22 protein-coding genes are annotated in these 18,964 nt (G+C 34.9%); 11 read left to right on the forward strand and 11 right to left on the reverse strand.

Going from position 1 to position 18,964, the window contains the following annotated elements; genetic code table 11:
* Positions 1-14: 14 nt before the first annotated feature.
* Positions 15-1,274: a 2-oxoglutarate dehydrogenase complex dihydrolipoyllysine-residue succinyltransferase gene (gene odhB / locus BLR30_RS14005; protein ID WP_089860179.1), complete on the forward strand. Its 1,260-nt coding sequence runs from the start codon at positions 15-17 to the stop codon at positions 1,272-1,274.
* Positions 1,275-1,370: 96 nt separating this feature from the next.
* Positions 1,371-1,745: a Co2+/Mg2+ efflux protein ApaG gene (gene apaG, locus BLR30_RS14010; protein ID WP_228400776.1), complete on the forward strand. Its 375-nt coding sequence runs from the start codon at positions 1,371-1,373 to the stop codon at positions 1,743-1,745.
* An 11-nt stretch (positions 1,746-1,756) separates the two neighbouring features.
* Here apaG and BLR30_RS14015 read toward each other — a convergent pair whose 3' ends face one another.
* The 4 genes from BLR30_RS14015 to BLR30_RS14030 are packed head-to-tail and all read right to left on the reverse strand — an operon-like array spanning position 1,757 to position 4,778.
* Entirely contained in the window at positions 1,757-2,311 is a 555-nt protein-coding gene (locus BLR30_RS14015) for a 3'-5' exonuclease (RefSeq protein WP_089860185.1), read from the reverse strand.
* Positions 2,311-2,919 carry a hypothetical protein gene (locus tag BLR30_RS14020; protein ID WP_089860188.1) on the reverse strand — a complete coding sequence of 203 codons (609 nt, stop codon included), beginning with the start codon at positions 2,917-2,919 and terminating at the stop codon, positions 2,311-2,313. The genes BLR30_RS14015 and BLR30_RS14020 overlap by 1 nt, the downstream gene beginning before the upstream one ends.
* Positions 2,916-3,887: a glycosyltransferase family 2 protein gene (locus BLR30_RS14025; RefSeq protein WP_089860191.1), complete on the reverse strand. Its 972-nt coding sequence runs from the start codon at positions 3,885-3,887 to the stop codon at positions 2,916-2,918. The genes BLR30_RS14020 and BLR30_RS14025 overlap by 4 nt, the downstream gene beginning before the upstream one ends.
* Positions 3,888-3,893: 6 nt before the next feature.
* Positions 3,894-4,778 (reverse strand): lysophospholipid acyltransferase family protein, encoded by an 885-nt coding sequence (locus BLR30_RS14030; RefSeq protein ID WP_089860194.1) that lies wholly within the window; start codon positions 4,776-4,778, stop codon positions 3,894-3,896.
* Positions 4,779-4,858: 80 nt separating this feature from the next.
* Here BLR30_RS14030 and BLR30_RS14035 point away from each other — a divergent pair, with 80 nt between their 5' ends.
* Complete coding sequence (locus BLR30_RS14035; RefSeq protein ID WP_089860197.1) at positions 4,859-5,431, forward strand: thioredoxin family protein; 573 nt, start codon at positions 4,859-4,861, stop codon at positions 5,429-5,431.
* A gap of 36 nt (positions 5,432-5,467) precedes the next feature.
* Here the strand turns inward: BLR30_RS14035 and BLR30_RS14040 are convergent, their stop codons facing one another.
* From BLR30_RS14040 to BLR30_RS14065, 6 genes are all read right to left on the reverse strand, one after another.
* A complete protein-coding gene (locus tag BLR30_RS14040; RefSeq protein ID WP_317041397.1) occupies positions 5,468-6,844 on the reverse strand; it encodes an aldehyde dehydrogenase in 1,377 nt (458 codons plus the stop codon).
* A 135-nt stretch (positions 6,845-6,979) separates the two neighbouring features.
* Positions 6,980-7,489 carry a 50S ribosomal protein L9 gene (gene rplI, locus BLR30_RS14045; protein WP_089860203.1) on the reverse strand — a complete coding sequence of 170 codons (510 nt, stop codon included), beginning with the start codon at positions 7,487-7,489 and terminating at the stop codon, positions 6,980-6,982.
* Between the two features lie 156 nt (positions 7,490-7,645).
* Entirely contained in the window at positions 7,646-7,948 is a 303-nt protein-coding gene (rpsR, locus tag BLR30_RS14050) for a 30S ribosomal protein S18 (RefSeq protein ID WP_002979091.1), read from the reverse strand.
* 32 nt (positions 7,949-7,980) lie between these two features.
* On the reverse strand, positions 7,981-8,322 hold the full coding sequence (gene rpsF, locus BLR30_RS14055) for a 30S ribosomal protein S6 (RefSeq protein ID WP_089860205.1): 342 nt from the start codon (positions 8,320-8,322) through the stop codon (positions 7,981-7,983).
* A gap of 240 nt (positions 8,323-8,562) precedes the next feature.
* On the reverse strand, positions 8,563-9,870 hold the full coding sequence (locus BLR30_RS14060) for a dihydrolipoamide acetyltransferase family protein (protein ID WP_089860208.1): 1,308 nt from the start codon (positions 9,868-9,870) through the stop codon (positions 8,563-8,565).
* A gap of 63 nt (positions 9,871-9,933) precedes the next feature.
* Positions 9,934-10,761, reverse strand: coding sequence for an SAM hydrolase/SAM-dependent halogenase family protein (locus BLR30_RS14065; protein WP_089860211.1), 828 nt, complete (start codon positions 10,759-10,761; stop codon positions 9,934-9,936).
* Between the two features lie 135 nt (positions 10,762-10,896).
* Between BLR30_RS14065 and BLR30_RS14070 the strand changes: the two genes are divergently transcribed.
* The 6 genes from BLR30_RS14070 (at position 10,897) to BLR30_RS14095 (ending at position 15,554) form a co-directional block, all read left to right on the forward strand.
* The gene (locus tag BLR30_RS14070) at positions 10,897-11,856 is read left to right on the forward strand and encodes a PhoH family protein (RefSeq protein ID WP_089860214.1); all 960 of its coding nucleotides are present in this window, start codon (positions 10,897-10,899) and stop codon (positions 11,854-11,856) included.
* Positions 11,857-11,999: 143 nt separating this feature from the next.
* Positions 12,000-12,662, forward strand: a complete 663-nt coding sequence (locus BLR30_RS14075) for a porin family protein (RefSeq protein WP_089860217.1) — start codon at positions 12,000-12,002, stop codon at positions 12,660-12,662.
* A gap of 121 nt (positions 12,663-12,783) precedes the next feature.
* A complete protein-coding gene (locus BLR30_RS14080; protein WP_089860220.1) occupies positions 12,784-13,287 on the forward strand; it encodes a hypothetical protein in 504 nt (167 codons plus the stop codon).
* A 210-nt stretch (positions 13,288-13,497) separates the two neighbouring features.
* Positions 13,498-14,115: an outer membrane beta-barrel protein gene (locus BLR30_RS14085; RefSeq protein WP_089860223.1), complete on the forward strand. Its 618-nt coding sequence runs from the start codon at positions 13,498-13,500 to the stop codon at positions 14,113-14,115.
* 80 nt (positions 14,116-14,195) lie between these two features.
* Entirely contained in the window at positions 14,196-14,840 is a 645-nt protein-coding gene (locus tag BLR30_RS14090; protein ID WP_089860226.1) for an OmpW family outer membrane protein, read from the forward strand.
* A 60-nt stretch (positions 14,841-14,900) separates the two neighbouring features.
* Positions 14,901-15,554: a porin family protein gene (locus tag BLR30_RS14095; protein WP_175443672.1), complete on the forward strand. Its 654-nt coding sequence runs from the start codon at positions 14,901-14,903 to the stop codon at positions 15,552-15,554.
* A gap of 127 nt (positions 15,555-15,681) precedes the next feature.
* On the opposite strand, the gene ffh is transcribed toward BLR30_RS14095, so the two are convergent.
* A complete protein-coding gene (ffh, locus tag BLR30_RS14100; RefSeq protein ID WP_089860231.1) occupies positions 15,682-17,043 on the reverse strand; it encodes a signal recognition particle protein in 1,362 nt (453 codons plus the stop codon).
* Positions 17,044-17,503: 460 nt separating this feature from the next.
* Here ffh and atpB point away from each other — a divergent pair, with 460 nt between their 5' ends.
* Both atpB and BLR30_RS14115 read left to right on the forward strand, forming a co-directional pair.
* The gene (atpB, locus tag BLR30_RS14110; protein WP_089860237.1) at positions 17,504-18,622 is read left to right on the forward strand and encodes a F0F1 ATP synthase subunit A; all 1,119 of its coding nucleotides are present in this window, start codon (positions 17,504-17,506) and stop codon (positions 18,620-18,622) included.
* A gap of 49 nt (positions 18,623-18,671) precedes the next feature.
* A complete protein-coding gene (locus BLR30_RS14115; RefSeq protein WP_007844726.1) occupies positions 18,672-18,890 on the forward strand; it encodes an ATP synthase F0 subunit C in 219 nt (72 codons plus the stop codon).
* Positions 18,891-18,964: the final 74 nt, after the last annotated feature.

Genomic DNA, 18,964 nt, shown 5'->3' on the forward strand with positions numbered 1-18,964 from the left:
ATAAAAAATACGATATGTCAGTTTTAGAAATGAAAGTTCCTTCACCGGGCGAATCCATTACAGAAGTTGAAATTGCAACCTGGCTTGTAAAAGATGGTGATTATGTAGAAAAAGATCAGCCCATCGCTGAAGTAGATTCAGACAAAGCAACTCTTGAATTGCCTGCAGAACAAAGTGGTGTAATCACTTTGAAAGCTGAGGAAGGAGACGTAGTGCAGGTAGGGCAAGTGGTTTGCCTGATCGATGTGGATGCTGCAAAACCTGCAGGTAGCGCTGCCCCTGCTGCTGAAACGCCAAAACAGGAAGAAGCTCCTAAAGCGGCTGAGCCAACCAAACAAGAGGCTCCAAAGCCTGCCGCTCAGCCAGCTGCTGCAACTCAAACGTATGCCACTGGCGCTCCATCGCCTGCTGCTAAAAAAATCCTTGATGAAAAAGGAATGGATGCCTCACAAGTTTCAGGAAGCGGAAGAGACGGAAGAATTACAAAATCTGATGCAGAGCTTGCTGCTGTTCCTGCATTGGGAGGAAATCCTGTTACTGCTACTGGTTCAAGATCTACAACGACTACAAAACTTTCAGTTCTTAGAAGAAAAATCGCTCAAAGATTGGTTTCTGTAAAGAATGAAACAGCGATGTTAACGACTTTCAACGAAGTTGATATGTCTGAAATCTTCAGACTAAGAAAACAGTACAAAGAAGAATTTGCTCAAAGACACGGAGTAGGACTTGGTTTCATGTCTTTCTTTACAAAAGCAGTTACCAGAGCTTTACAGATGTATCCGGATGTAAATGCATCTATCGACGGAGACTTCAAAGTAAATTATGATTTCTGCGATATTTCAATTGCCGTTTCAGGTCCTAAAGGATTAATGGTTCCTGTATTGAGAAATGCAGAAAATATGTCTTTTGCAAGTGTTGAAGCAAATATTAAAGATTTGGCAACTAAAGTAAGAGACGGAAAAATTACCGTTGATGAAATGACAGGAGGTACATTCACGATTACAAACGGTGGTACTTTTGGTTCTATGATGTCTACGCCGATTATCAATCCTCCTCAATCTGCTATCTTAGGAATGCACAATATTATCCAAAGACCGGTTGCGGTTGACGGGCAGGTGGTGATTCGTCCGATGATGTATGTTGCTATGTCTTATGACCATAGAATTATCGACGGAAAAGAGTCTGTAGGATTCCTTGTAGCGGTAAAAGAGGCCATCGACAATCCTGTTGCAATCTTAATGAATGGTGACGAAAGAAAAGGTCTTGGATTATAAGATTTAATGAAAATATAATATAAATTTTAGATCTCGCCTCAAAAAGGCGAGATTTTTGTATCCATTTTAATAAATACTAAGATGATGTTTTCAAAAATGACTTCAAATATAAGGGTTTCGGTAGTCCCTGAATATGATATTAAGAATAGCTATCCGTCTGAAAACCGATATGTTTTCAAATATAATATTACCATCGAAAATGACGGTAATTTTCCTATAAAAGTTCTTAAAAGGAAGTGGCTTATTTTCGATGTAGGCTTCGGATACACTGAAATTATAGGAGATGGAGTAATTGGATTGACTCCTGAAATTTCTGTTAATGAAAATTTTGCGTACTTTTCTAATGTAATGCTTCGTTCCGGAGTAGGAAATATGAGCGGAAAGTACCTGGTAAAAAATATGGAAACTCAAGAAAGTTTTGAAATAGATATTCCTAAGTTTAATTTATTATCTGAAGTGTTGAGTAATTGATAAACGAAAAATCAAAGTTTCTTGATTTTCAGTTTCATATAATCTGCTATTTCTTCATTACTGGTAAGAAATAATTTCTCGAAAGCCAGCAAAGATATTTTGGCACAAACTTCAGCGTCGTCGCCAGCTCTGTGATGATTAAATCCTATCTGATGATATTCTGCTAAATGTTTCAGTCCGTATCTGGGCAAATAATTCCATGATTTTTTAGCAAGCTGAATGCTGCACAGATAATTTAATTTTGGGGTAAACATTCCGTAATGATTAAGGCAACCCCGGAGTACTGCGGCATCAAAACCTGCATTATGTGCAATCATTAATGTTCCGTACATCATTTCTTCCACTTCATACCAGATTTCATCAAACGTAGGAGCGTCTTTTACATCTTCAGGGAGAATTCCGTGAACTTCTACATTAAAAGGGTTAAAATAAGGAAAACTAGGTGGTTTAATGAGCCAGGTTTTTGTTTCCACGATTTTAGAATCCTGAACAATGCATATTCCCAGCTCACAGGCAGAATTTCTCTCATGGGTAGCAGTCTCGAAATCTAATGCACAAAAATCCATTATGTTGTTACTTTAAAGAAAATAGTATTTCTGTTGGTCGCAACTTTACTGATATCAATGATAATATTATTAAATTTCTTTTTAAGAATATCAAAATCAAAATGATCGTCGGTTGTGATAGTAATGATGAAACTGGTTATCATTTTTTTACTTTCCGAGGTAGTAATTTCTTCTTTCAGGATACTTCCGTGAGTTACCTTTTCGGTGAGATATTTATTCAGGTTTTCAATGGATTTTGCATCCGCATTCTTATCCATTTCAAGACGGAATCTTCCACCACGCACGCCTTCCTGAAGTTTTATCAGATATACCGAATTCTTTTTTAAGTTCAGATTATTCTTATTTCCGATTTTATCGTGAAGATCTTTAAAACTCAGCTTTTTACTTGTGGAGGGCTTTTCTTTTTCGATAGCAATATCATCTATAATTCCGGAAAATGGATAAATTTCGACAGTTAGCGGGTCAGAATCTTTTAAATTATCTGTATTTTTTTCTTCCAGAGTTTTTATGCTGTAACTTTTATCGATAGCAGTCCAGTTGTTTTTTTGAGCAAAACTAAACTGGATTAAAAGTAAAAATACTAAAAGCGATGTTGGAGTGGTTTTCATTTGGAAAAATGTTTAAAAATCAACCATTTTGATTGATAAAATTGATGTTTCTGCTTTTTCTGGCGGCGTTTCCATGTTCCGGGAGCCTGAAAGTAAAACGAAAAATGTGCCCTTCCGACTGCCCAAAAATGGGCTATTCCATATTTGTATCCAAAATATATTGCAGCAAGACCATCCAGACAAAGTCTTGAAAATATAACTAGAATCAGGTATGGAAAAGGTAAATTCTTTAACAGCATTGAAAGATTGTTCCTCATATTCAGGAATGTCTTTTTTGCGCTTTGTTTATTTAATGTTCCGCCACCTACATGATAAACTTTTGATTTTCCGGTATAGAAAATCTTTTTCCCTGAATTGATAAGCCTCCAGCAGAGATCAATCTCTTCCTGATGAGCAAAAAATCTTTCATCAAAACCTCTTTGTTCCCAGAAATCTTTGGAACGAATAAAAAGACAGCATCCGGAAGCCCAGAAAATTTCCGTTTCATCGTCATATTGACCGTTATCTTTTTCCACTTCATCAAATATTCTTCCTCTGCAGTATGGATAGCCTAAATTATCAATTAAACCACCTCCGGCACCTGCAAATTCAAAATAATCTTTTTGGTCGTAAGACAAAATTTTGGGTTGTATCGCTGATATTTCAGGATTTTTATCAAAGAGATCTAATACCGGCTCAATCCAGTTTTCCGTAACTTCCACATCGGAATTGAGAAGACAGTAAAAGTCGTTGTCAATTTTTTTTAATCCTTCATTATAACCTCCTGCAAATCCGTAATTTTTATCATTTTTAATGATTTTTACTTCCGGAAAATTGGTCTGCAAAAAGTCAATAGAATCGTCTGTTGAAAGATTATCAATCACATAAATATCGGATTGTGTGGAAAACTTTATTACGCTTGGAAGAAATTTTTCCAGCCATGATTTTCCGTTCCAGTTTAATATGACAACAGCTAATTTTTTCTGCATGAAGTTCTATATTTTTTCAGAATCATAATTTTTGATAGCATCCTGATATTTCCATTTTCTATGTGACCAGAGATAATTGTCCGGACTTTTATGTAGCGTATTTTCCAGAAGTTTATGAAACTTTTTAATCACTTCATGCTCTACGAATTTTTCTCCATCAGGATAAATCCGGTGATAATTTACCTGATAAAATCCGCGCTTTACCTTTTTCATTTCACAATAAATAAAGATCAGATCCATTTTTGTCGCAAGCTTGTCATAGCCTGTAAATACGGGAGTTCTTTGATTGAGAAAGTTTAAACCATAGGTAATATGTGCAAAATGTGGAGTCTGGTCTGCCACAAACATATAGGCAGAGCTTCCATTATTTTTTGATCGGAAAATATTGAGAATCACCTCTTTGGCTTCCAGAGCTTCATTGCCGAACCTGTTTCGTACAATTTTCATTTGGTTTTCCCAGAAACTGTTGTTTACTTTTCGGTACACGGGATGGCAGTGATCTTGTGGAATTACTGTTGCCAAAGCATTGATCCACTCCCAGTTAAAAACGTGTCCTGCCAGTAAAATAATATTTTTACCTTCTGCTTTCGCCTCATGAAAAAGCTCCTGATTGATATGCTGCATTCTCACTCTGGATTCCGTTTTGGATATACTGAATGATTTTATGGTTTCAACAAGATAATCTGAAAAATTAAGATAAAATTTCTTTCTTATTTTTTTTATCTCTTCATCTGTTTTTTCCGGAAATGAGTTTTTTAAATTTTGTGTAATAACATCCTTGCGATAGCCAACAATATAATAATTCAGAAAAAACATAATATCTGAAAAAATATATAAAACTCTCAGCGGAAGCTTGGAAATTAAGTATAATATTTTGATTAGAAAATTCATAAAACAGGCAAATTTACGGATAATAAAAATATGGTTGTATTTTTGCTTGCAAATAGTATTATTTTTTTAATTTTATATTTATGAAAAAGTTATTATTAATAGGTTTTTGGGGAGTAAGCTTTTTGGGATTTTCCCAGAATGTAAAACCTAAGGAGGATAAAAATAAAGATGAAAAGGCACTTTTGGTAAAGACTGACCAGTCTGAACTCGAAGCGAAGAAGAAAGCTGCGGAAGAAAAAGCAAAATTACCCAAACCTTACGATCCGAAGGCTGATGCGGAACAGGATATTCAAAATCTGATTGCCAAGGCAAAAAAAGAAAATAAAAACATTATGATTCAGGCAGGTGGAAACTGGTGTATCTGGTGTCTGAGATTCAATCAGTTTGTGCAGACGACACCGGAACTGAAGAAACTGGTTGATAAAAATTATTTATATTATCACCTGAATTATTCACCTGATAATAAAAATGAGAAAGTTTTTTCTCAATATGGAAATCCCGGAGATAAATTCGGGTATCCTGTTTTTATTGTCCTTAATAAGGACGGAAAAATGATCCATGTTCAGCAAAGTGATGTATTGGAAGAAGGAAAGGGATACAGTTTAGAAAAAGTAAAAGAATTTTTCAGTCACTGGACTCCTAAAAAATCATAAATAAGACCGGGACAATTTCCCGGTTTATTTTTTAGTTTAAAAGTTCAATAGTTTTCTTATCCATCCCAGCTTTTTCTCGGAATACGGTGGGTATTTTATTTTTGGCTCACCCCAGGTGACCTTCTCTAAAATTGCTTTCTGATGCGAAAATGTATCAAAACCAAACTTACCATGATAATTTCCTATACCGGAATTTCCCACTCCTCCAAACGGAAGATTTTCATTGCCTAAATGCATTATTACCTCATTGATACAGCCTCCTCCAAACGATAGTTTGTTCTTGAAAATTTCTTTTTCTTCAGCATTACTGGTGAATAAATAGGCTGCAAGCGGCTTTTCCAAATCTGAAAGCTGGTTTACAATAATATTAAAATTAGTAAACGAAATAACAGGCAAAATCGGCCCGAAAATTTCTTCCTGCATGACTTCATCTTCCCAATTAATATGGGTTAAAATAGTAGGCTCTATATACAGCTCTTCGCGATTAAAGTTACCGCCGAAATAAATTTTATCTTTATTTATCAGGTGAGTTAGCCTGTCGAAATTTTTGACATTAATAATTCTCGTATAATGCTCAGATTCAGGCTTATAATCAAATTCTTTGATGTATTTCCTTAACGTTTCCAGAAACTGCTCCTGTACCGATTCTTCAACAAGCAGATAATCTGGTGCTACACAGGTTTGGCCGGCATTCAGGAATTTCCCCCATACAATTCTTTTTGCCGCGATCTCCAGATTGGCATCTTTTGTAACAATAGCCGGAGACTTTCCTCCAAGCTCTAAAGTAACCGGAGTAAGGTTTTTTGAAGCCGCTTCATAAACAATCTTGCCAACCTTTGTGCTTCCTGTAAAAAATATTTTATCAAATCTCAATTTTAAAAGCTCAGTGGTTTCATCTATGCCACCTTCATAAGCATATAAATATTCCGGAGGAAAATTATCGTTGATGATTTTAGTCATCACTTTCATTGTATTTTCTGCAATCTCACTGGGTTTCACAACACAACAGTTTCCGGCTGCGATAGCTGCTATAACAGGGGATAATGAAAGCTGGTAAGGATAATTCCAAGCTCCGATAACGAGAATGTTTCCCAACGGTTCCAGATGAATTCTGCTTTTCCCGATTTGATTGATAAGATTGGTTCTTACTTTTTTCGTTTTGGAAAGCGATTTCAAATTTTTCAGGTAATAATTGATATCATTAATGATAAATGAAATTTCTGTGGTGAATGTATCAAATCTGGATTTACCAAAATCTTTCTCAATAGCTTCATATAAAAGATTTTCATTCTTGATAATAACCTCTTTCAGTTTTTCAAGATACATTCTGCGAAATTTAATATTTTTCGTCTGATTAGTTTTGAAAAATTCTTTTTGTTTTGATACGATGTCACTAATTTCCATAAAGTAAATTTCTGGAACTAAAGCAAATTATTTGCCTAAAGTGAAATTAAGGAATAATTAAATAGCTATATATAAACTGCTATGAATATATAAAAAAACCACCTCGAAAGAGATGGTTTTGTATGATGAAAAATTCTTTTCTGATTAAGCTTCTTCAGAAGGAGCTTCTTCTTTTTTAGCAGGAGCCGCTTTCGGAGCTTCTACCGGAGCGTCAGATACGATATCGAATTCGAAATTGTACTCAACATTTCTGTGTAATCTGATGTTTGCAGTTACTTTACCAGTTCTCTTGATTGTATTTCCTGGAATTTTGATGTATTTTTTCTCTACAGATACTCCAGCTTTTTCAAGAGCAGCAGAAAGATCTGCATTGTTGATAGATCCGAATAATTTATCACCAGAACCTACTTTTGCAGGAATTGTGATAGAAGTTTTCTTCAATTGCTCAACGACAGCGTTTGCAGCAGAGATTAATTTAGCTTCTTCTTCTTTTCTAGCTTCCAAAGTAGCTTCTAAAGCTGCCTTGTTTTTAGGTGTAGCTAAAAGTGCGTATCCTTGTGGGATTAAGAAGTTTCTTGCGTAACCAGGCTTTACACTTACTGTGTCAAATTCAAGACCTAAGTTTTCTACGTCTTTTTTTAGGATAATGTCCATTGTTGTTGTCCTTTTTTTAGATATTAGAAGTGAGAAATTAGAAACTAGACTTAATGTCCTTTGTCTGAAATCTGAAATCTAAAATCAAGTTAGAATTAATTATTTATTCAGCAACAAAAAGCCAAAAGCTGAAGCTAATGGCTAATTGCAATTTTTTTATTTCAATAAGTCAGCTACGTATGGTAGTAAAGCTAAATGTCTAGCTCTTTTGATAGCAGCAGAAACTTTTCTTTGGTATTTTAAAGAAGTTCCTGTATATCTTCTTGGTAAAATTTTACCTTGTTCGTTTACGAACTGTAATAAGAAATCAGCGTCTTTGTAATCAACGTGCTTAATTCCGTATTTTTTGAATCTACAATATTTCTTTTCAGATTTTGTATTGATATCAAGCGGAGTAAGGAATTTTACTTCAGATTCTCCTCCAGCTGAGGCTTGTTTAGCCATTTCGTCTATTGCCATGTCTTGTCTTTTTTAAAAAATAGGGTTAATAATTAAGCTTTAGCTGCTTTTACTTTTGCTCTTCTTGTTACAGCGTACTCAACAGCGTGTTTGTCTAGTTTTGTAGTAAGGTAACGGATTACTCTCTCGTCACGCTTGAATGCTAATTCTAAATCAGCAACTACAGAACCTTCACCTTTAAATTCAATTAAAGTGTAAAATCCGTTCTTTTTCAATTGGATCGGGTAAGCTAATTTTTTTAATCCCCAGTTTTCTTTAGCAACGATTTCGCAGTTCTTTTCTTTGATAAGATCTACATACTTGTTCACTGCTTCCTCCACCTGTGCATCAGATAGAACGGGAGTTAAAATGAAAACAGTTTCGTAATTGTTCATAATGTTAAATGAATTTGTTAATTATTTCGAGGTGCAAAAGTATTTAAATTATTTGTAATATACAAGAGATTGTGGGGATAAATCAATAATATTAGTAAGATAAAATCGATTAGTGTAAACAAATGAGATTATCATACAAAAAACCTCCGGAAATCCGAAGGTTTTTGTATTGATAGATGCTTTTGACAAGCTTAACATGACACTTGCATCAATTATAACTTATCAATCACCATTTATAGATTATATTTCAGTATTGAGATCCCAATTTTCAAGGTAATCGTGAACGTGTTTCAACATCATTCCTCCTAAAGAACCGTCAACAACCCTGTGGTCGTATGAGTGAGACATAAACATAAGGTTTCTGATCGCAATCACATCTCCATCCGGAGTTTCAAGAACGGCAGGCTTTTTAACGATGGCTCCGATTGCCAAAATCGCTACTTGAGGTTGTGGAATAATTGGTGTTCCCATAAGGTTTCCGAAGCTTCCTACGTTAGAAATGGTGTAAGTAGCACCCTGAGTGTCTTCAGGTCTTAATTTTTTATTTCTTGCTCTGTATGCTAAATCATTAATTGCTTTTGCCAATCCTGAAAGCGATAATTGATCTGCATTTTTGATTACAGGGACAATAAGATTTCCGTCTGGTAAAGCAGTTGCCATACCGATATTGATGTTTTTCTTTTTGATGATATTTTCACCGCTGATGGAAACATTAATCATCGGGAAATCCTGAATTGCTTTTACCACCGCCTTTACGAAAATCGGCATGAAAGTCAGTTTTTCACCTTCACGCTTTTCAAAAACAGCTTTATTTTTATTTCTCCATTTTACAACGTTGGTAACGTCGGTTTCAATAAAAGAAGTAACGTGAGGAGCAATCTGCTTAGCTTTCACCATATTTTCAGCGATAATTTTTCTCATTCTGTCCATTGGAATGATCTCATCGCCTGCTGCAGCTGTAATCGTAGAAGCAGGAACAGATGTTGCCACAGGTTGTGCAATCGGAGCAGCCTGTTGTACCGGAGCTTGAGGAGCCGGCTGGCTTCCTCTGTTTTTAACGTATGCTAAAATATCTTCTTTTGTAATTCTTCCTTCCAAACCGCTTCCTTTAATAGATTTCAGTTCAGTTTCAGAAATATTTTCCTCTTGTGCAATTGATTTTACAAGCGGAGAAAGATAAAGGTCTCCCGAAAATTCTGTAGAAGCTGATACTTTTAACGGTTCCTCTATCGTTTTTAAAGTTTCCGCATCCGGAGCTGAAGCAGGAGTTTCTGTAACTGTTTCTTCAGAAGTGTTGTTTCCTTCTCCCTCAATTTCTAAAATAGCAATAGCTTCGCCTACTTTTGCAACCTCGTCTTTCTGTTTTAAAATCTTTACGATTTTCCCCGAAACTGGTGTCGGAACGTCTGAATCTACTTTGTCAGTTGCAATCTCCACTACGGAATCATCTTCTTTCACAATATCGCCTTCGTTGAACAACCAAGTGATAATTGTCGCTTCCATAACACCTTCTCCCATGGAAGGAAGCAATAATTTGTACTCTGCCATTTTTAATTTTTAGATTTTGACAAATATATAAAAAAAATCGATTTTTTTATGAAATATTAAATTTTAGAAAAATTCAATGTAAATATTCTCTCCGACGTTGAGACCGAACAGAGATTTTGCACCGTTCTTTCGGCTCCCTTTATAAATCGTAAGCTCCAAAAGCTGACTGTCATTGAAAATAGCTGCAGATTGCCCATGAAATTCCGTTTCTCTTTCCCAGTCAGAAACTACTTCCGTGTGGCTCAGGAAAATTCTTGAAAGACTTAAATTTCTGAATTTTATAGTGAAATTTTCATATCCTTTACCAGAACTTTCAAAAAAATCTTTGCTGATATTTGATATTATATTTCCGAAATTATCAATATACGTTACCTCGCCGATAATCATCTTTTCCGACTCGTTGTAAACTGGTTTCGGGAAAAGAAGCTGCTTAGCAGTATCGATTTTTCTTCCGATTACTTCGGGAAGTCCGCCATTGGCCAAATGTACTGCCGCAGGTACAAAAACATCGGTTGATGTAAAATTTACAATATCGTCAAATCGGTTGTTTAAAGTTATTTCGTAGATCGCTTCAGGTTTAATATCAAAAAAAATTAGGCTTAAAAGTCCATTGTCGGCAGCAATAAAGTAATGTCCGTCTGCTTTATACACAATATTTTTTCTTGATTTGTTGTGGAAACTGTCCACAGAAATTATATGAATTGTACCTTTCGGAAAATGTTTGTAGGCATTTCTGACGATGTAAGATGTCTGCACAAGGTTGAAAGCCTGGATATCGTGAGTAATATCAATAATGTTAACTTTCTGATTCAGAGAAAGAATGCTGCCTTTTACAGCGGCAACTCTGTAATCCAAATTTCCGAAATCTGAAGTAAGTGTAATAATTGACATTGATTGTTTATAGAATGGTAGAAATGCAAATTTATTTAAAATAAAAAGAAAGCCCGAATGATTGTGGAAAAGAATTTGATATAAATTTCCAAAAAAAGCTTTACATTTAAGTTCTAAAATTAATAAAAATACTGCATGTTTGAATTAACATATGATTTGGAGGATATCGATGCGAAAATCTTCTATGGAGTTAATAACCAATATTTCAATTTGATAAAATCTACTTTTCCGACACTTAAAATCACGGGTAGAGATCATTATATCTTTGCATTAGGCAATCAGGAAGCGCTTGATATTTTTAAGCAGAAACTGGATGACATTGTAAAGTTTATTTCTAAACATAACTCAATCGATCTTAAAGACGTTGAAAATATCCTTAATATAAAAGATGAAAATGAAAAACAGCTTGTTTTCGATCAGGATATCATCGTAAAAGGGGTAAATGGGAAAATCATTAAGGCCAAAACTACAAATCTTAAAAAACTAGTTAAAGAAACGGAGAAAAAAGATATGGTTTTTGCGATTGGACCTGCGGGAACAGGTAAAACGTACACCAGTGTAGCCCTTGCAGCAAGAGCTTTGAGGGATAAGGCCGTAAAAAGAATTGTTCTGACGAGACCTGCTGTGGAAGCGGGTGAGAGCCTTGGATTTTTACCGGGTGATCTTAAAGAAAAGCTTGATCCTTATTTGCAACCGTTATATGATGCGCTTCGGGATATGATTCCTCATGAAAAACTGGAAGGTTTTATTGAAAAGAAAGTGATTGAAGTAGCGCCGTTGGCATTCATGAGAGGAAGAACGCTGGATGATGCTTTTGTTATTCTGGATGAAGCACAGAACACCACGCATTCTCAGATGAAAATGTTTCTTACCAGAATGGGGATGAATGCTAAATTTATCATAACAGGAGATCCGAGCCAGGTCGATCTTCCGCCCAAACAGCAATCCGGACTGAAAGAAGCCATGAGGATTCTGAAAGATGTGAAAGAAATAGGATTTGTACACCTTAATGAGGAAGATGTTGTAAGGCATCCAGTAGTTAGAAAGATCATTCTGGCTTATAACGACGAGGAGAAAAAGCATAGAAATGATTAAAAATATATTTTATAAATATACTATAATACAGGAAGTTATACTATCCTGTATTTTTTTTAATTTAAAAATAAAACTCACAGTTGTTTGAATTTTGAAAAAAAAGTTTATTTTTGCGAGCGAATTACTTAAAAAACTTTTATATCATGAAGAAATTTTTACTTCTGGCATCATTTGCCGTAATGGGAATGAGCGTAAATGCTCAGGAATTCAGATTCGGGCCTAAAGCAGGTTTCGCTATGTCAACTCTTAAAATTGATGAAAAACAGGATGATTTAGGAAAAAGAAATATGGATCCTAAATATACGTTTTATATCGGAGGTATGGCAGAATATAAGATCAATGATAATTTTGGTTTTCAGGCGGAAGTTTTATACTCTCCACTTGGAGGAAAAGAGAAAATTGATGGTGTAAATGCAGGACCTCTTTATGTAGGTGAGCAGACTAAGGTTAATCTAGGAACTCTTTTGGTTCCGATTTCTGCAAAATATTTCATAACAGAAAATTTTTCAGTTGCTGCGGGTGCTAACTTCGGGATTATTCTTACAGCAAAACAAAAAACTGTAATCGGTTCAGATTTTATGGATATGGAGATAGAGGGTGATAATGGTGAAATGGATATTAAGGATGATATCAAAAAATTAAACATTGCTCCATTTGTAGGCGTAGAATACATGTTGGAAAACGGATTATTTTTTGATGCAAGATACAGTTTAGGAGTTTCTAACCTTTCTAATGACGGAAGTGGAGGTAAAGTTACCAACAGTTTTGCTCAGATTGGCGTAGGCTTCAAATTCGGAGGGAACTAAGAATTTATTTTTCAAAAAAATCAAAGCGGTACAAAATTTGTTCCGCTTTTTTTGTGGTTTTCAGATACCACATTTTAGTGAATAACAATTCAGATAATTTAACTATTTAAACTATTTAAAAATGAAAAAATTATTATTACTGGGTGCTTTTGCACTTTTAGGTGGTGTTGCACAGGCGCAGGAAGGTTTCAGACTTGGCGGGCATATTGGTGCGCCGCTTGGTGACGCAGCAGATGCGGCTAGTGTAACAATCGGTATTGATGCAGCTTATATGTGGAATATTACTAAAGGATTAGACATTGGAGCTACTACCGGCTATTCTCATTTTTTCGGAAAAGATAATGTAGATGATTTTGGTTTTATACCTATTGCTGCTTCAGGGAAATATACATTTAATAAGATTCCTCTTTTTGTTGGATTGGATCTGGGGGCAGCTATTTCTACAAAAAATTATATTAACAGCGGATTATACGTGGCACCAAGAGTAGGATATCAGATGAAAAATACAGAATTGTACCTCGGGTTCCAGAATATTGGCAGTAAATATAAGGATCCTTACTGGAGAGGTAACGACCGTTTTAATTTTGGTGCAATCAATTTCGGTGCAAATTTCTTCCTGAAGTAAAATTAAAAAAATCAATCATATTTAACTCCAATTGAAAAGTTGGAGTTTTTTTATTCAAAAAATTGTGAAAAAATCAAAATCTGTATTTTATATAAATATTATTTTTGAAAATTACTAATATTTATGCCTGACATTAATCACATTAACAAATTTTAATATTAAGAGGTACCACTGTAAATTTGCTGCCAGAAAGTATTAAATTTTTAAAAAATGAAAAAAGTATTATTAGCAGGTGCTATCGCACTTTTCGGTTTATCTAATGCTCAGATCGCTAAAGGAACTACATATGTATCAGGACAGGTAGGTTATTCTTCAACTCAGGATAACAACACTGACTCTAAAGTAGAAGATTTTACAATTGTACCTACTGTAGGTTATTTTGTAGGAAATAATGTTGCTGTTGGTTTAGGTGTAGGTTATGCGAACAGCTCTACAACTACAACAAGTGCATTAACAAATGTTGAAACTAAACTTTCAACTGATGCATTTGTAGTGGCACCTTTCGTAAGAAAATACTGGACTGTAGGAGAGAAGTTCTATATCTTCGGACAATTAGAAGTTCCAATGGCATTCGGTAAAGATAAGGCTGAATACAGCGGTACTGCATCTCAGTTCAATACAGAATCTAAATTTACTTCAATCGGAGTAAACGTAAAACCAGGTTTAGATTATTTCTTAAATAAAAACTGGTCTATCGAAGCTACGATCGGAGAATTCGGATACAATAACTTCAAGTATAAAGATCTTGACAAAAGCACTGATAATTTTAACTTCGGATTGAATTTATCTTCAGTTACTTTCGGTGTTAAATATGTTTTTGCAAAATAATAAACAAATACATAAGCTAAAAAGTCCTAAGTTATTGCTTAGGGCTTTTGTGCTTATTCATTAATTTAAAATAAATAACTATGAAAAAACTATTACTAGCCGGTGCTGTTGCACTTTTCGGATTATCAAATGCTCAAATGACTAAAGGAGATTGGATAATCAGTGGAAACACAGGAATGGGTTTCAACAATATTAATACGAATACCAAAGTAAACGGAACAAAATATGACGAAACTAAGGTTAATTCATTTTCAATTAGTCCTTCTGTCGGATATTTCGTTATCGACGGATTGGCTGTAGGTATTGATTTAGGCTTTAATACAAACACCACAAAAAGCGACGGGAGCAAAGTAACTTTATCCACGTTTTCTGTTATGCCGACCGCTACTTATTATTTTAATACAGATAGCAAATTTTTCCCTTTTGTAGGAGCAGGTATCGGATACGCATCTACCAAAACAAAATTCAATATTTCAAATTCTATTGCTGATCCTTTGCTTTGGTCAGGAGATACAACAACGGATGGTCTTGCATGGAAAGCAAAGGCAGGGGTTACCTTTATGGCTACTCAATCTTTAGGAATTAATTTAGGTCTTAGCTTCGATCAGTTCTCCAATAAAGAGACTTATTCCGGAATTGATTATAAAACAACAAGAAATACTTTTGGGGTAAACGTTGGTTTCTCTTATTTCATTAAAGCTAAAGCTCAAAAATCTGATAAATAATCAGCAATCAAAACAATAACAAAACCTGGTTCAGTAATGAACCTGCTAAAATTAAATATAATGAGAAAAATTTTATTTGCATCTGCTTTAGCATTATTCACAGCAGCTAATGCACAGACAACTTTTGGCGTAAAAGGCGGATTTGCTTTATCTATATTAACAACAAATGAAGATCTTGACGTTTTAGACGGAGTAAATGCTGGACTGAAATCAAAGGCTGGCTTCTACGTAGGCGGCTTGGTAGAGCATAAATTCAATAATAAATTTGCTGTACAAGGTGAAGTTCAGTACGCCAATCTTGGAGGCAGAACTGAAGTATCAGTATCAGGGATTACCGTGAAAGAGAATTTCAATATGAACAGAATTGTAATTCCTGTATCTGCAAGATATTATGCAATTCCTGATCTTGCTGTATATGCAGGTCCTTTTGTCAGCATTAAAACAGGTACTAAAGTAAATATTGATGTGTCCGGTGGTACTGCAGATCCGCAATTATTGAATGAAGCTGAGAATTTTCTTGAAAAATCATTTGATGATAGTTTAAAATCTGCTGAGTTCGGATTGTTCTTAGGAGCCGATTATAACCTTTACAAAGGATTTTTTGTGGATGCACGTTACAGCTTCGGATTGTCTAATATGATTAAAAATCCTGTTGACGGTGAAAAAATGAAAATGAATTTTTTCCAGATAGGAGTAGGATATAAGTTTAAGTAATAGAACAGAATCTGTCTAAAAACTAAATTATTAAAGGTTAAATTTTAATCTTTAAATATATAGGATAATAAAAAAGGCCGTCTTACACTCATGTAGGACGGCCTCTTTTTCTTTTTATAGTATGCTCTTATTTTCCAAACATTCCGCCCATTCCAGGCATATTCGGCATTTTGCTCATCATCTGCATCATTTGTTTACCCTGAGGCCCTTGCATCATCTTCATCATTTTACCCATTTGGTCAAACTGCTTCATCAGTTGATTTACATCTTCAATTTTTCTTCCTGCACCTTTGGCAATTCTGTTTTTTCTCTGAGTATTAATAATGGAAGGTCTTCTTCTTTCTTCAGGAGTCATTGAATAAATGATCGCTTCGATATGTTTAAATGCATCATCGCTGATTTCCACATCTTTGATCGCCTTTCCAACTCCCGGAATCATTCCCATCAAATCCTTCATATTCCCCATTTTTTTGATCTGGTTGATCTGCTTTAAGAAATCATCAAAACCAAATTCGTTCTTAGCAATTTTCTTATGAAGTTTTTTTGCTTCTTCTTCATCAAACTGTTCCTGAGCTCTTTCTACCAAGGAAACAACGTCTCCCATTCCTAAGATTCTGTCTGCCATCCTTTCCGGGTAGAAAAGGTCTAAAGCTTCCATTTTTTCACCGGTAGAAATAAATTTGATTGGTTTTTCTACCACAGAACGGATCGTTAAAGCAGCTCCACCACGCGTATCACCGTCTAATTTGGTTAAAACAACTCCATCAAAATTCAAAGTATCGTTGAATGCCTTCGCCGTATTCACCGCATCCTGACCGGTCATTGAATCAACGACGAACAAGGTTTCATTAGGTGTGATAACAGAGTGAACTGTTTTAATTTCCTTCATCATCTGCTCGTCAATCGCCAGACGACCTGCTGTATCCACAATTACGATATCGTGACCATTAGATTTAGCAAAATTAATGGCATTCTGAGAAATGCTTGACGGATCCATAGAACCTTCTTCCGTAAAAACCGGAACTCCGATTTGTCCACCCAAAACTTTTAGCTGATCAATCGCAGCCGGACGATAAACGTCACACGCTACTAAAAGAGGCTTTTTATTTTTTTTGGTTTTTAAGTAATTCGCTAATTTTCCGGAAAATGTCGTCTTACCCGAACCCTGAAGACCTGCAATAAGAATTACAGAAGGTTTTCCCGAAAGGTTGATTCCTTCTTGGGAACCTCCCATTAGATCTACCAATTCATCATGAACGATTTTCGTCATGAGCTGTCCAGGAGTAAGCGATGTAAGAACGTCTTGCCCTAAAGCTTTATCCTGAACTCTTTTGGTAAGATCTTTTGCAACTTTATAATTAACATCGGCATCCACCAATGCTCTGCGAATTTCTTTTACGGTTTCCGCTACATTGATTTCCGTGATTTTTCCACGTCCTGAAATATTATGAAGCGCTTTATCTAATTTATCCTGTAAACTGTTAAACATATTTATTGTAAATTATAGGTTTGCAAAAATAAGGAAATTTTTAGTATATATTATATATTAAGAATAGAGATTTGTGATACTTCAAAATTATAATTCTATTTTTGCCAGATGAATTTTATGGATTGTCTGATCGTCATATTGCTGATTCTTTTGTTGAATATCTTTGTATTTACATTATTTAAGAAATATATGTACGGTAGAGCAAATGCGGCAATGAAATTCTTGTCACTTAATATCTCAAAAGATATTATCTGGCTTATAATTTCTTTAATAATAATTGATAAAACAAAAGAAAATTTTCTATTTATAGTGATATGTTTTTTAGTTGCATCACTCCTTGTATATATACCTGTAATAAAACTCATTAATAAATCCTGATTTTTTTGATGATAAAAATCAATTTTTAGTATTGGTAAAGTTTAATAAAATCGATATATTTGCACACGATTAAAAAAGAGATATGAATAGAAAGATTTCTTCATTGTTTTTCGCATTTTTACTTGTGTTTGTGAGCAGTTTAGCCATTGCTCAGCATACTTCTGAAGGCGAAGAGCCGGCAGAAAAGATAGAGCAGAAAGAAGGTTTTAATGCTACTAAGATGATCATGGAACACATCGGTGATTCAAATGAATGGCACCTATGGACTACAAAAGATGATAATGGTGAAGAGCATCATGTTTCTGTTCCGCTTCCTGTAATTATCAAAGATAATGAAGGGTGGCATGCTTTTCTTTCTAAGAGTATTGCTCATGGTCACGAGCATGATGGCTATACTTTAGAAGACGGACAGGTAGTTTCAACTAAAGGTATTGAAAAGGCAACACTATTTTCAATCATCAGCGGAAAGCAAAAATCAAACGAAGTGTTTTTTGATCTTTCAATTACCAAAAATGCTGCATCAATGTTTTTGTCAGTAATTTTCATGATGGTAATCTTTATCGGAATGGCGAGAAATTATAAGAAATCACAATTACCAAGAGGCGCTGGTAAATTGTTGGAACCGGTAATTGTATTTATAAGAGACGAAGTTGCTATTCCAAATATCGGATCAGTTAAATATAAAAGATATATGCCTTATTTATTAACAGCATTTTTCTTTATCTGGTTTAACAACTTATTCGGATTAATTCCTTTCTTTCCTTTTGGAGCAAACCTTACAGGTAATATTGCAATCACTGCTGTTTTGGCAATCATTACTTTATTAATTACTTTATTCAGTGCTAATAAAGATTACTGGAAACATATCTTTATGCCGCCGGTTCCGATTTTATTGTACCCAATTATGGTTCCAATTGAGATTATCGGGATTTTTACAAAGCCTTTTGCCTTAATGATGCGACTTTTCGCTAACGTTACAGCGGGACACATTATGATCTTGGCGATTATTTCATTGATCTTCATTTTCAAATCTCCTTTCTTAGGATTTGCGTCTGTGCCTTTAGCATTATTTGTTTCCGTACTGGAATTATTGGTAGCGGCACTGCAAGCATATATCTTTACTGTATTATCCGCTTTATTTATCGGTATCGCAGTAGCAGAACACGAGCATGAGCACGGTCATGAAGAACACGCTCATTAATTAAAAGAAAATATTTAAAATAATTTTTAACTAATATAATTTATTTATTATGGATTTATCAACTGGAGCAGGATTAATTTACGTAGGTATCGGTTTAGCAGTATTAGGCGTAGGTCTTGGTATTGGTAAAATCGGAGGTCACGCAATGGATGCTATTGCAAGACAACCTGAGCAAGCTGGAAAGATTCAAGGAGCAATGCTTATTGCTGCTGGTCTTATCGAAGGTGCTGGTCTTATCGCGATCATCTTTGGTGCTTTCATCAAGTAATCTATCCTCAAAAAACAATTCTTAGCAGTAAAGCGGTTGGCTGCTGCTAAGAATTTTAAAAACAATCCATAAAA

Origin of the sequence: Chryseobacterium taeanense, from assembly GCF_900099685.1 — a bacterium.
GTDB classification, from domain to species: domain Bacteria; phylum Bacteroidota; class Bacteroidia; order Flavobacteriales; family Weeksellaceae; genus Chryseobacterium; species Chryseobacterium taeanense.

What these genes read in the sequence shown, in the direction of transcription:
- BLR30_RS14115 (WP_007844726.1), top strand. Translation starts at nt 18,672, where the DNA reads ATGGATTTATCAACTGGAGCAGGATTAATTTACGTAGGTATCGGTTTA.
- BLR30_RS14095 (WP_175443672.1), top strand. Translation starts at nt 14,901, where the DNA reads ATGAGAAAAATTTTATTTGCATCTGCTTTAGCATTATTCACAGCAGCT.
- BLR30_RS14065 (WP_089860211.1), bottom strand. Translation starts at nt 10,761, where the DNA reads ATGTCAATTATTACACTTACTTCAGATTTCGGAAATTTGGATTACAGA.
- apaG (WP_228400776.1), top strand. Translation starts at nt 1,371, where the DNA reads ATGACTTCAAATATAAGGGTTTCGGTAGTCCCTGAATATGATATTAAG.
- BLR30_RS14070 (WP_089860214.1), top strand. Translation starts at nt 10,897, where the DNA reads ATGTTTGAATTAACATATGATTTGGAGGATATCGATGCGAAAATCTTC.
- BLR30_RS14030 (WP_089860194.1), bottom strand. Translation starts at nt 4,778, where the DNA reads ATGAATTTTCTAATCAAAATATTATACTTAATTTCCAAGCTTCCGCTG.
- BLR30_RS14035 (WP_089860197.1), top strand. Translation starts at nt 4,859, where the DNA reads ATGAAAAAGTTATTATTAATAGGTTTTTGGGGAGTAAGCTTTTTGGGA.
- rpsF (WP_089860205.1), bottom strand. Translation starts at nt 8,322, where the DNA reads ATGAACAATTACGAAACTGTTTTCATTTTAACTCCCGTTCTATCTGAT.
- BLR30_RS14075 (WP_089860217.1), top strand. Translation starts at nt 12,000, where the DNA reads ATGAAGAAATTTTTACTTCTGGCATCATTTGCCGTAATGGGAATGAGC.
- ffh (WP_089860231.1), bottom strand. Translation starts at nt 17,043, where the DNA reads ATGTTTAACAGTTTACAGGATAAATTAGATAAAGCGCTTCATAATATT.
- BLR30_RS14060 (WP_089860208.1), bottom strand. Translation starts at nt 9,870, where the DNA reads ATGGCAGAGTACAAATTATTGCTTCCTTCCATGGGAGAAGGTGTTATG.
- BLR30_RS14020 (WP_089860188.1), bottom strand. Translation starts at nt 2,919, where the DNA reads ATGAAAACCACTCCAACATCGCTTTTAGTATTTTTACTTTTAATCCAG.
- rplI (WP_089860203.1), bottom strand. Translation starts at nt 7,489, where the DNA reads ATGGACATTATCCTAAAAAAAGACGTAGAAAACTTAGGTCTTGAATTT.
- BLR30_RS14085 (WP_089860223.1), top strand. Translation starts at nt 13,498, where the DNA reads ATGAAAAAAGTATTATTAGCAGGTGCTATCGCACTTTTCGGTTTATCT.
- BLR30_RS14015 (WP_089860185.1), bottom strand. Translation starts at nt 2,311, where the DNA reads ATGGATTTTTGTGCATTAGATTTCGAGACTGCTACCCATGAGAGAAAT.
- atpB (WP_089860237.1), top strand. Translation starts at nt 17,504, where the DNA reads ATGAATAGAAAGATTTCTTCATTGTTTTTCGCATTTTTACTTGTGTTT.
- BLR30_RS14090 (WP_089860226.1), top strand. Translation starts at nt 14,196, where the DNA reads ATGAAAAAACTATTACTAGCCGGTGCTGTTGCACTTTTCGGATTATCA.
- BLR30_RS14025 (WP_089860191.1), bottom strand. Translation starts at nt 3,887, where the DNA reads ATGCAGAAAAAATTAGCTGTTGTCATATTAAACTGGAACGGAAAATCA.
- rpsR (WP_002979091.1), bottom strand. Translation starts at nt 7,948, where the DNA reads ATGGCAATAGACGAAATGGCTAAACAAGCCTCAGCTGGAGGAGAATCT.
- BLR30_RS14080 (WP_089860220.1), top strand. Translation starts at nt 12,784, where the DNA reads ATGAAAAAATTATTATTACTGGGTGCTTTTGCACTTTTAGGTGGTGTT.
- odhB (WP_089860179.1), top strand. Translation starts at nt 15, where the DNA reads ATGTCAGTTTTAGAAATGAAAGTTCCTTCACCGGGCGAATCCATTACA.